9 protein-coding genes are annotated in these 12,374 nt (G+C 56.5%); 4 read left to right on the top strand and 5 right to left on the bottom strand.

What is annotated here, in order from left to right; genetic code table 11:
• The first annotated feature begins 2 nt into the window (after positions 1–2).
• The gene (gene asd / locus I6L35_RS15715; RefSeq protein ID WP_005345266.1) at positions 3–1,115 is read left to right on the top strand and encodes an aspartate-semialdehyde dehydrogenase; all 1,113 of its coding nucleotides are present in this window, start codon (positions 3–5) and stop codon (positions 1,113–1,115) included.
• Positions 1,116–1,216: 101 nt separating this feature from the next.
• Here the strand turns inward: asd and fdhD are convergent, their stop codons facing one another.
• From fdhD to I6L35_RS15690, 5 genes are all read right to left on the bottom strand, one after another.
• On the bottom strand, positions 1,217–2,077 hold the full coding sequence (gene fdhD, locus I6L35_RS15710) for a formate dehydrogenase accessory sulfurtransferase FdhD (protein WP_254204473.1): 861 nt from the start codon (positions 2,075–2,077) through the stop codon (positions 1,217–1,219).
• Entirely contained in the window at positions 2,074–4,206 is a 2,133-nt protein-coding gene (locus I6L35_RS15705; protein WP_216978690.1) for a sigma 54-interacting transcriptional regulator, read from the bottom strand. Before I6L35_RS15705 ends, fdhD begins: the two co-directional genes overlap by 4 nt.
• Before the next feature lie 417 nt (positions 4,207–4,623).
• Positions 4,624–5,022, bottom strand: a complete 399-nt coding sequence (locus I6L35_RS15700; protein ID WP_123174147.1) for a hypothetical protein — start codon at positions 5,020–5,022, stop codon at positions 4,624–4,626.
• 96 nt (positions 5,023–5,118) lie between these two features.
• A complete protein-coding gene (gene fdhF, locus I6L35_RS15695; protein WP_216978689.1) occupies positions 5,119–7,263 on the bottom strand; it encodes a formate dehydrogenase subunit alpha in 2,145 nt (714 codons plus the stop codon).
• 46 nt (positions 7,264–7,309) lie between these two features.
• Entirely contained in the window at positions 7,310–7,909 is a 600-nt protein-coding gene (locus tag I6L35_RS15690) for a 4Fe-4S dicluster domain-containing protein (RefSeq protein ID WP_005333302.1), read from the bottom strand.
• 157 nt (positions 7,910–8,066) lie between these two features.
• On the opposite strand from I6L35_RS15690, the gene I6L35_RS15685 reads away from it, so the two are divergent.
• The 3 genes from I6L35_RS15685 (at position 8,067) to kup (ending at position 12,208) form a co-directional block, all read left to right on the top strand.
• A complete protein-coding gene (locus tag I6L35_RS15685; RefSeq protein WP_216978688.1) occupies positions 8,067–8,393 on the top strand; it encodes a hypothetical protein in 327 nt (108 codons plus the stop codon).
• 429 nt (positions 8,394–8,822) lie between these two features.
• A complete protein-coding gene (locus I6L35_RS15680) occupies positions 8,823–9,809 on the top strand; it encodes a hypothetical protein (protein ID WP_216978687.1) in 987 nt (328 codons plus the stop codon).
• Between the two features lie 530 nt (positions 9,810–10,339).
• Complete coding sequence (gene kup, locus I6L35_RS15675; RefSeq protein ID WP_104014706.1) at positions 10,340–12,208, top strand: low affinity potassium transporter Kup; 1,869 nt, start codon at positions 10,340–10,342, stop codon at positions 12,206–12,208.
• The last annotated feature ends 166 nt before the right edge of the window (positions 12,209–12,374 follow it).

The raw sequence follows: 12,374 nt of genomic DNA, 5'->3' as shown, positions 1-12,374 counted from the left end.
ATATGAAAAAAGTAGGTTTGGTCGGTTGGCGTGGCATGGTGGGATCGGTTCTGATGAGCCGGATGCAGGAAGAGCAGGATTTCGCCCATATTCAACCCACATTCTTCACCACCTCCCAGGCCGGTGAGGCCGCTCCCAACTTCGGCGTCGATGCCGGTACTCTGCAAGACGCCTTCGATATCGAGGCGCTGGCCAAGCAGGATATCATCATCACCGCCCAGGGCGGCGACTACACCAAGGATGTCTATCCGCGCCTGAAAGCCGCTGGCTGGCAGGGCTACTGGATTGACGCCGCCTCCTCCCTGCGGATGGAGAAAGACGCCGTCATCATTCTGGATCCGGTCAACGGCGACGTCATCGAGCAGGCCCTGAACGATGGCATCAAGACCTTCGTTGGCGGCAACTGCACCGTCAGCCTGATGCTGCTGGCCCTCGGCGGCCTGTTCAAGGCCGATCTGGTGGAGTGGGTGAGCGTGGCCACCTATCAGGCTGCCTCCGGTGGTGGTGCCCGCCATATGCGCGAGCTGGTCACCCAGATGGGGATGCTGCGTGATGAAGTGGCGGTCGAGCTGGCCGACCCTGCCTCCGCCATCCTCGATATCGAGCGCAAGATCACCGAGAAGACCCGCTCCGGCACCCTGCCGGTGGACAACTTCGGCGTACCGCTGGCCGGTGGCCTTATCCCCTGGATCGATACCAAGCTCGACAACGGCCAGAGCCGTGAAGAGTGGAAGGGTCAGGCCGAAACCAACAAGATTTTGGGTATCGAGAACGCCGTTATTCCGGTGGATGGTCTCTGCGTGCGGATCGGCGCCCTGCGCTGCCACAGCCAGGCCTTCACCATCAAGCTGAAAAAGGATGTGCCGCTGGCGGAGATCGAAGCCCTGCTGGCTGCCCACAACGACTGGGTAAAAGTGATCCCCAACGATCGCGATATCACAGCTCGCGAGCTGACTCCGGCTGCCGTCACCGGCACCCTCAGCATTCCGGTGGGTCGTCTGCGCAAGCTCAATATGGGCCCTGAGTATCTGGCCGCCTTTACCGTGGGTGACCAGCTGCTGTGGGGCGCCGCCGAGCCGCTGCGCCGCATGCTGCGTATCCTGCTGGCACGCTAAGCCGCTACAGCAGCAGATACAACAAGGGCGGGGAGTCACACTCCCCGCCCTTTTTCATTGCCTGTTTTTATGACCCGTTTAACGGGTTCACGGCCTTGCCATTACTTGAGCAGAATGCGCTGGCAGCCGCTGTAGATCTCGGCCCGCCCGGGGCGGCAAAAACCTACCAGGGTGAGCCCGGTCTGCTCGGCCCGCTCGACCGCAAGTTCGGTGGCGGCAGAGATAGCGAGCAATATTTCCACTCCGGCGCTGGCGCACTTTTGCACCATCTCGAAGCTGGCGCGGCTGGTTACCAGAATGGCGCCATCCCGCCGACCGCTGCGGCACAGATGGCCCACCAGCTTGTCCAGCGCAATATGGCGCCCCACATCCTCACGGATGGCGAGAATATTGCCCTCACCATCCAGATGCACAGCCGCATGGGTGGCGCCGGTACGCTGACCCAATAGCTGGAGCGGGCGCAGCGCGCTCAGCACCTTGTCGATATGGCCCACCGCTAGGCGCTGGCTGTCGGGCAAGCTTGGCTGGGTGCGGATCACCTGCTCCAGACTCTCGCTGCCGCAGATGCCGCAACCGGTACGGCCCGCCAGGGTGCGCCGCTTCTCTTTGAGGCGATGAATGCAGCGATTGGCCAACGTGATATGCAGCTCAATCCCCTGACAGCCATCAATCTGCTCGATGTCGTGGATATCGAGCAGGCTGTCGATGATCCCCTCGGATAGCGAAAAGCCGATGGCGAAATCCTCCAGATCGGAGGCCGAACACATCATCACGCTGTGGGCGATGCCGTTGTAGACCAGCGCCACCGGCGTCTCGGAGGGGAGCGCCATCTCGCTGTCGCAGGTCAAGGTATCGGCGCGGTAGTGCACCACCTCGCGATGGATGGCGCAGCGGGCCAGCTCGTTCTGTTCGCTCTGCTCGCTAAGCTCGTCACGCACCTCAAGCTCAAGTAGCTCTCTCATGGTGCAACCCCGTCAATGATCTCGGGATCTCTGGCCGAAATGCCGAGCCGCTTCATTTTCGAAAGCAAGGTGGTGCGCTTCATGCCGAGGCGGTTGGCCGCCCCCCGTTCGCCAGCGACGATGCCGTTGCAGTCGCGCAGGGCGGCGATGATCGCCTCTCGCTCATCGGTCGGCCCATCCTCGGCAAAGAGCGGCGTGGCGGGCTCGTCATAAACCAGGGTCTCAATCTTGTGGTAGCCCTTGAGGGGCATCAGCTCCTCCGGCGAGAGGTTGAGCACATGACCGCGGGTCATCACCACAGCGCGCTCGATGACGTTCTCCAGCTCGCGGATATTGCCGTACCAGGGGAGCGACACCAACATCTTCATGGCATCGGCGGGGATCGAGGTGATGGTGCGGCGCATCCGCTTGGCGATCTTCTTGATAAAGAAATTGACCAAGAGCGGAATATCCTCGCGCCGCTCCCGCAGGGGCGGCAGCTCGATGGGAAAGACATTGAGGCGGTAGTAGAGATCACTTCTGAAACGCTTGTTCTTGACCATGGAGAGCAGATCGCAGTTGGTGGCGGCCACCAGCCGCACATCCACTGCGATGGGGTTGCTGTTGCCCACCCGCTCCAGCTCGTGCTCCTGCAATACCCGCAAGAGTTTGGGCTGCAAGTCCAGCGGCATATCCCCCACTTCGTCGAGGAACAGGGTCCCCTTGTGGGCCCGCTCGAAGCGGCCGATGCGCTGGGTCAGGGCGCCGGTAAAGGCCCCCTTCTCGTGGCCAAAGAGATCGCTCTCGATAAGGCCGGTCGGAATGGCGGCGCAGTTCACCTTCACCATCTCGTGGTCGTGGCGGGCACTCAGGGCGTGAATGGCCTGGGCGATCAGCTCCTTGCCGGTGCCGGTCTCGCCGAGGATCAGCACGCTGCTGTCGCTCTCGGCAACCAGCCGCACCTTCTCCAGCACGCTCTCCATCACCGCGCTCTGGTAGATGATGTGGGGGAACTCCCCCTGCATCTGGGGCTCGTTGATGCGAATGGTCTTCTCTTTGGCACCGTTGGTGTTGGAGATCTCCTGCTGTGCCTGCACGTTATTCATGGCTATGGCCGTGCGCGCCGCCACCTGCTCCAGCAAGGAGATATCGATATCGGCAAAAAAGTCGGCGTTGGGGTGCGAGAGGATCAACACCCCCAGCAGGTTGCCCCGATAGCGCAGCGGCAAAATGCAGGAGCTGTCGGCCTCGGGCGGCAGGATCTGGGAGGTAAACCGGCAGCGATTGCTGCAGCCGTGACCGTGTTCGCGATAGACAAAAAACGGCTCACTGTGGCCAAGGGCCCCCTGCAGGCACTTCTTTTCAAAACAGGAGTGATCGATGATGCCCGGCTGATCGCTCTGGTGCTGATTGACCAGATAGCTCTTGAAGCTGTCGGAGGTGGCGTTGTATTCGGCCAGACACAAGCTGCTGATGCCGAAGTGGTGGTGCAGGATGGCAAACAGGCTCTTGGGCAGTTCGGCGATGCGCACCAGTTTGATCACCGCGTTGGTCACATCCACCAGAATTTTGCAGCTGTCGCGCTCAAGGCGCAGGGAGTTGGCCTGCTCCAGGGTGCGCTCCTTGTCGAGCACGTTTTCCAGCGCAATGGCGATAATGGCCGCCAGCTGGGTCAGCTTGGCGAGGGTCTCCATGGTGAAACTGTCGAGCTGGGTGTTGATAAACTCGACCCCGCCAAGGTGGCTGCGGGCGGTGGTGATGGGGAGCTGGCAGTAGGAGCGCAGCCCCCCGTAGACCCCTTCGCGATCCAGCGCCGGGCAGCGATTCTCAAAGCGGGCGGCAGCGAGAATGATGGCCTGTTCCGGGGTCTCTTTGGTCGGACGGGGGGAGAGGTGCAGCTCTGCCTTGGGGCAGACAAGATGCTTTGGGCCGGAATGTCCCATGAAGTAGAAGATGGCCTCCTCGTCCGCACCCATGTTGAGGATCAGGTTGACCCGGGTCACGCCGCCGAAGCTGGCATCTATCTTGTTGAGTTTGTGGATAAAATCATCGAGCGTCACGGCCGACAGGAGAGATTTGGAGAGCAGGAGGAAACCGTCGTCCCAGATGGGAGAGATCTCGTCCAGGGGGATGGCACTCACATTTAGCATTGCGGCCTCACGTTATATCGATTTAGTCACCAGTCAGGCTGTCCATGCCATCGCATCACGACAAGCACTCGTCACCAAAATAAATAGCCGCAGCCCGTAAAAGCGGCTGCCAATAAGAAAAGCGGTGACGAAAATTGTCGCATGTTGCAATTCCAGAGTTGTTATTAACGAACGACAACAAAAAGTAACATCGTTATCGGGGGATATATTGGAATGGCGACTCATCATAGATGAGCTCAAATTTCATTACAATCCGATTTAATATATCTGATGGCCATATTTAACCGGTTATTTCATCAGTTCTTGATCTCAATTAAGGCGCCCGAAAAGTGGGCCGCCGTCAACTGTCAGATCTGCCCTTTCCTCTTCGCTGGCTGCGGGTTTCAAGATGGCGTTTGCAGCCCATTTATCGGCAGTTTATGAGGTGATGATCCGGCTGTGGCAGCACTTCAGGCCACCGAAGATAAAGAGGGCCGACAAGCTCTGGAAGGCCATCAGCAGCCAGCTGGCGTTGTCGGCAAGCTCGGTGGTGACGCTCTGGTGAGTGAGGTAGATCAGCAGGGTGATCACCCCCAGCAGCAGGCCGTTGATCAAGGTGGTGGAGATAAACCCGATCAGCCAGGCACTGGAAATACTCAAGGCAGAAAATACGCTGCTCATGGCAAGGCGTGCCGCCATAAAACAGCCGAAAAAACCGAAGCCGAGCAGAAATATCATCTCGTCGCGCCAAATATAGCAACCTATTCCCAGCAATATCGCCGCCAGATAGGTGCCAATATAGAAAAGTCCGAATAAGCGACCAATTTCATGTTGCATCATTTACTCCCCTTTTTTTGGGTAATAAAAGGGTGCCCGACTCGATAAATCCGAGTCGGGTTCCCTTATTTGTGCAGAACCTCTTTTTTAGGGCGGTCAGCCCTTGGCTGCGCAGCGCAATTTCGCCTTGAGCGCGCTGTATTCAGTCTGGACGTACACTTCCGCCTCAGGCTGATTGTCGATGCGCTCGATCTTCACCGCGCAGTACTTGTACTCCGGCGTGTGGGAGACGGGATCGACGTGCTCGATGGTGAGCTCGTTGCAGGCCCCGATCCACCACTGGTAGGTCATGTAGACCACCCCGGCGTTGACCCGGTCGTTGTAGTTGGCGCGGGTGATCACCTTGCCACGGCGCGACGAGATCCAGACCAGCGCCTGATCCTTCACCCCAAGCTTTTTGGCATCGCTCGGGTGGATCTGCACATAGCCGGGCTCATCGGCCAGGGTTTGCAGCGCCGAGCAGTTGCCGGTCATGGAGCGGCAGGAGTAGTGACCTACCTCGCGCACGGTGGAGAGCACCAGCGGGTACTCGGCACAGGGCTGCTCCAGCGGCGGCCGCCACTCGGAGGCGATCAGCTGACCCTTGCCACTCGGGGTGGTGAACACATTCCCCTCGAACAGGGTGCTGGTGCCCGGGTGATCCTCGGTCGGACAGGGCCACTGCACGCTCTTGAGATCGGCCATCTTGTCGTAGCTGACCCCAGCGTAGAGCGGGCAGAGCGCACGCATCTCGTCCCAGATCTCTTCGGTGTTGTGGTACTCCATGGGATAACCCATGGCGGTCGCCATCAACGAGAAGATGGCCCAGTCCGGTTTCACGTTCTCAGGGGGCGTCACCGCCTTGTAGAAACGCTGGAAGCCGCGATCTGCCGAGCTGTAGACCCCTTCATGCTCGCCCCAACTGGTGGCGGGCAGAATGACATCCGCCATCTCGGCGGTCTGGGTCATGAAGATATCCTGCACGATCACCAGCTCCATCCCCGCCAGAGTGCGACGGAACTGACCGAGATCTGCCTCGGTCTGGGCCGGATCTTCACCGAAGATGTAGAAGGCCTTGCACTTGCCCTCCTCCACCTTGTGACCAAGCTCCGTCAGGCGATAGCCGGGTTTCTGGGACAGAGACTCCACGCCCCACGCCTTGGCGAACTTGGCGCTGATGGCGGGATCGGCCACCGACTGATAACCCGGGAACTGGTGGGGCAGCATCCCCATGTCACAGGTGCCCTGCACGTTGTTCTGACCGCGCACCGGCCCGCAACCGGTGCCGCGGCGACCAAAGTTGCCGGTCAGCAGCGCCAGACCTGCGAGCCCCTTGACCACATCCACCGCCTGACCGTACTGGGTCACCCCCATGCCCCACAGGATCATGGAAGCAGGCGATTCGGCGTAGGTGCGAATGGCGGCGCGGATATCGGCGGCTTTCAGGCCGGTGATCCCCTCCACATATTCCGGGGTGTACTTGGCCACCGTCGCCTTGAAGGTCTCGAACCCTTCGGTGTAGTTGGCGACAAATGCCTTGTTGTAGAGCCCTTCATTGATCAACACGTTGGCGAAGGCGTTAACCAGCGCCATGTTGGAACCGTTTTTGAGCGGCAGCCACTGATCGGCGATGCGAGCGGTCTCCACCATACGGGGATCACACACAATCACCTTGGCCCCGTTTGCCTTCGCCTTGAGGATATGGCGGGCGACGATGGGGTGAGAGTCAGCAGCGTTGTAACCAAACACCAGCAGGCACTTGGTCTCTTGAATTTCGGGAATGGCGTTGCTCATGGCGCCGTTGCCTACAGTTGTCTCCAGACCGGAGACTGAGGGTGCGTGTCACACCCTCGCGCAGTGGTCGACGTTGTTCGTCCCAATCACCGCACGGGCAAATTTCTGCATCACATAGTTGGCTTCATTGCCGGGGCCACGGGCAGAGCCGGTGGTCATGATGGCGTCCGGGCCATATTTCGCCTTGATGGCAGAGAGACGGCTGCTGGCGAACGCGATCGCTTCGTCCCAGGAGACTGCCTCGAACTTGCCACCGCGCTCGCGGCGGATCATCGGGCTCTTGAGACGGGGGGTCAGCAGGTTGGTGTCGTTCAAAAAATCCCAACCGTAATAGCCCTTGAGGCAGAGCTGCCCCTCGTTGGTCCGGCCGTTGGCGCCTTCGGCCCCCACCACCTTGTCGTTTTCAACCAGCAGGTTGATTTTGCAACCGGTGCCGCAATAGGGGCACACGGTAATGACTTTTTTCATGACTCACACTCTTGTTTGTTAACGAAAAACGGCTCGGCAAGCCCGCTCACACCCGCGCCGGCATCGCCAGCAGTGCCTCAGCACTGGCCAGCTGTTTCTGCCGGTTCAGGGTTTCAAGATGCTCCGGCGTGACCAGCCTGAGCGCCTGGGTCGGACACACCTCGACACAGGCCGGGCCCGCCTCGCGGTGACGGCAGAGATCGCACTTGAGCGCCTGCGCCTTGGTCTGCGGACGCTTGAAGAGCGAATCGGCAGCGGGTGCCACCTCTTTGAGCACCACCGCCATGGCGCCGTAAGGACAGGCCACCACGCAGGACTTGCAGCCGATGCAGCGCTCCTGCAACACCTTGACGCAACCATCCTCGCTGACGATGGCATTGTTCGGGCAGGCCATGGCGCACGGCTTGTCTTCACACTGGCGGCAGAGCACCGGCGTGGTCACCTTGCTGCCCACGATCACCTTCAGGCGCGGCTGAAAGTAGCTGTCCCTGGAGACCAGATGTCCATCCTCGATGGCAAGATGCAGGCCGCCCTCCCGCTCAAGGGTCCCGCTGCAAGACCCTGACTGGTGTGAAACGGCGCAGGCCACCTCACAGGTACGACACCCAATACAGAGACTGGGATCTGCAATCACGAAGCTGTTCATAGAGAGGGATCCTAAATGGTTCGTTACACCGGGCCGCCCGCCGACAGGCAAAGAGGCGGCCAGCCCCCCACAAAGCATTTATCAGACCAAAACGGGCCAAGGGTGCGATAAAAATTCACAACCATCTGAAAATAAAGGAGTAATCAGCAAGAACAGCTTGCTGTTTACCACTACTGACGAGGGTGACGACGGGATGGGAAGTGTGATCGACACGACAAAAGTGACGAGCTCGACACCGGCTGACCAGCCCCTGCCCCAGCCGCATAAGGAGCAGTTCGAAGGCGTTTGCAGCCAGGATCGGCCGCCCCAAACCGGGCAAGCGGAGCAACGACATTCGGGGAGAAAAGCCATACCAAGGGCCAAAAATGGGCTGTGCAGCATGCAAAAAACGCTTGCGGCGGTGGCCAAGTTGTTTGGTTTTGCTATCGAGCTGGCAGGTGATCATCAAGTCAAATCGAACAAAAATAGGCCGCCCATTGACTGATTTGTTGAGCCAGAGCCGGTTTTAGGCCCCTGCCCCTTCAGTTTTCTATCCCTCCGGTTAATATGTGCCACTTGGCAACCAGCTCCTTTGGGGTCTTTTGTATGCAGGTAAACAATATGAAACCACTGTTAAAAAGTACCAGATAGGGACATAAAAAATTGAGTTGTTGATCTTTTTCTACTACGTCATTTCTAATAAATGGAATATCATCATGGCTTACAACATAAATCATAAAAATATTTAAAGCCTAGGGTTTATCTAAAATAAAAAGGACTTACATGAAATGGATATATCTCACAATAACATCACTCATTATCGTTTTTTAGCCAATTCAATTTAACAGTATGCCACATTTTTATTAATGACAATTTGCATATAAGATTCACAATGCTATCTACAATGTAAAAACTATTTTTATGGGGGTTTAATATGTCTAAAGATACTCGTCTTAACCGCTGCATAGATATGTATAATCAATTTTTACTTCTTAATCCTAGAGAGATTGAAAGTTTTCCACAAACATATTCAGATTTTGATGGTCTAAGTCTAGAGGAAACAAAGATAACGCTAAACTTTGTGTTGGACTCACTTGATGGCCTGACTAAAAATGATGCATGGAGTAATCTAACCTGGCATGCATGCATGACTTTAGAGGGGCAAATACAAAATACTTACAATACATATTCTCAATTACGAGCATCTCGAGATCAAAACTCATTTCAATCATTTTCACAGAGCATAGATTCTCTTGCATATCACATTAGATTGTTTGGTATCCCCCTCTTATCCATCGGGAGCGCATATCTAGAAAAAACCTCAACCAGTCTTTCAGCTGAACTAGATCGTTTGATAGCCACAAGAACCGATGTTGAAAAATTACGGGAAGAAGTTAAAACATTAATAACACCAGCTGTTGCTGGCTCTCTCTCACAAGCATTTACTGCTAGAAAAGATATTTTACTGCGAGGTCGTATCGTGTGGGGGATTATTGCATTATTTATTGGTATATACTGCATACATGCAACTTATGGATTCGCTTCAACTGTAAGCGATACTCTTACTGAGATAGCCAAAGCAGGAGCTAAAAATGATATAACCTGGCTTTCAGTAATAATTCGTTCTGTAATTCTTATTCCTCTCTACATAGCCTTTGGCTTTTCATTCACTCAATATAAAAAGGAGCGTGATTTCGAGGAGGAATATGCTCATAAGGCTGCTGTAGCAACCTCCCTCCCTAATTATGGTGACTTAACTCGTGAACCAGCTGTTAGAGATCAAATAGTCACTGGAGCAACAAATGTAATATTCTCTTCACCAACATCTAAAGATATAAATTCAGATAATGCTGAGAAGGCATTCAGTGGAATAAAAGAGATTTTAGACTCAGTATCAAAACTACTACCCCGAAAAGAATAGGTATACTGTAGGGTGCAATAAGCGCAGCGCATTGCACCTCTTGCCTATTTTAATACTTGGTGCAATTCACTTCGTTCATTGCACCCTACATTTTCCCCTCCCAAATAAAGACTCCATTGCTACCCAGCGCCCTCCACTTTGCCATCCTGCCAGCAATTAATTAGTCACTATTTTATCGTCTATTTTTCACTCGGTTCGGTAAAAAATAGTGGCCAAACCACATCCCCAGATAAAACAAACGGTTGCCCGCAGAGCGCATGAATATTTCAATCAATGGCCAATTAATAACCTTACTCAAAAGGACGTTTTGATTATTTATACCTGAGCATGAACCCGCAGAGTGTGTGTCATTATAAGCTTAACGACAGATGAACAGACTGTGTCCCATGAAACGCATCTTTATATCCGATTAGCTCCCTTCCCATCGCAATCCTTTGATTTCCCCCCGATGTTGTATCCACACATACCTGATGTGTTCGGGGCGATCTGCTGTGGCAAACGTGTAAACATCAAACTGACAAGATGAACTCATGAACTGTGATAAACAACAAGCCATGTCCGGCGTTATGCTGGCGGCGATTGGCGTAGTCTATGGCGATATCGGCACCAGCCCGCTCTATACCTTGCGCGAGTGCCTGTCAGGTCAATTCGGGTTCGGCGTCGAGCCGGCCTCCATTCTCGGCTTTCTCTCGCTGATCTTCTGGCTGCTGATCCTGGTGGTGTCGGTCAAGTACCTCTCCTTTGTGATGCGGGCCGACAACGCCGGCGAGGGTGGCATTCTCACCCTGATGTCGCTGGCGACCCGCAACGCCTCCACCCGCTGGACGCCGCTGCTGATCATCCTCGGCCTGATTGGCGGCAGCTTCTTCTATGGCGAGGTGGTGATCACCCCGGCGATGTCGGTGATGTCGGCCATCGAGGGTCTGAGCATTCTCACCCCCGCCCTCGACCCCTATATTGTCACCCTCTCGGTGCTGGTGCTGACCCTGCTGTTCGCCATCCAGAAACATGGCACCGCCATGGTGGGCAAGCTGTTTGCCCCCATCATGCTGATCTGGTTTATGACGCTGGCGGTGCTGGGGCTGCGCGGCATCATCCACAACCCCGAGGTGCTGGGTGCGCTCAACCCCATCTGGGCTGTGCGCTTCTTTGTCCAGTACCAGACCACCTCCTTCTTTGCCCTCGGCGCCGTGGTGCTGGCCATCACAGGGGTGGAGGCGCTCTACGCGGATATGGGCCACTTTGGCAAGAATCCCATTCGCCTCGCCTGGTTTATCGTGGTGCTGCCCTCGCTGGTGCTCAACTACTTCGGGCAGGGTGCGCTGCTGCTAAGTAACCCCGCCGCCATTGCCAACCCCTTCTTCCTGCTCGCGCCGAAATGGGCGCTGGTGCCGCTGCTGCTGCTGGCAACCATGGCGACGGTGATCGCCTCGCAGGCGGTGATCTCCGGGGTCTTTTCGCTGACCCGGCAGGCAGTGCGGCTGGGGTATCTCTCCCCCATTCGTATCGTTCACACCTCCGAGCAGGAGTCCGGCCAGATCTATATTCCGGTCATCAACTGGATGCTCTATATCTCGGTGGTGATCGTCATCATGAGCTTCGAGCACTCCAGCAATCTGGCGGCGGCCTACGGCATCGCCGTGACCGGCACCATGGTGCTTACCTCCATCCTCTCCTGCTCGGTGGCCAAGAACAGCTGGCACTGGAACAAGTATCTGGTGGCCATCCTGTTTGCTGCGCTGCTCTGTATCGACGTGCCGCTCTTTGCCGCCAACCTCGCCAAGATCTTCTCCGGCGGTTGGCTGCCGCTCACTCTGGGCGCGGTGATGTTCACCGTGATGACCAGCTGGAAGAGCGAGCGTTTCCAGCTTATTCGCCGCCTGAACGAGCACGGCAACTCCCTTGAGCCGATGATCGCCTCGCTGGAGAAATCCCCGCCGACCCGGGTGGCGGGCACTGCGGTCTATATGTCACGGGTGGTCAATGTGATCCCCCATGCGCTCCTGCACAACCTCAAGCACAACAAGGTGCTGCACGAGCGGATCATCCTGCTCACCCTGCGGGTGGAGGATGTGCCCTACGTCCACAATGTGCGCCGGGTCTGCATCGAGCAGCTCTCCCCCACCTTCTGGCGGGTGGTGGCAAGCTACGGCTGGCGCGAGACCCCGAACGTGGAGGAGATCTTCCACCGCTGCAACGCCGAGGGGCTCAGTTGCCGGATGATGGAGACCTCGTTCTTTATGGCCCACGAGTCGCTCATCATGAAAGACCGCCCCTGGTATCTCTATCTGCGCGGCAAGCTCTTTATGCTGCTGCAGCGCAACGCCCTGCGCGCCCCGGATCAGTTCGAGATCCCGCCCAACCGGGTCATCGAGCTGGGTTCGCAGGTGGATATCTGATGGCGGGTTGATGGCCTCTTGATGGCATAAAAAACGTCAGCAAATAGAGAGGGAGGCATTGGCCTCCCTCTTCATTTTCGTTAACCCTAATTACCGCCCCTCATCCCCGGCCCTTCTCCCACAAGGGGAGAAGGGGGCAAACCACGGCGACCATATGCTGCAAACG

The organism is Aeromonas sp. FDAARGOS 1405, assembly GCF_019048265.1.
GTDB lineage: Bacteria > Pseudomonadota > Gammaproteobacteria > Enterobacterales > Aeromonadaceae > Aeromonas > Aeromonas veronii_A.
This window is presented reverse-complemented; position numbering and strand designations above follow the sequence as displayed.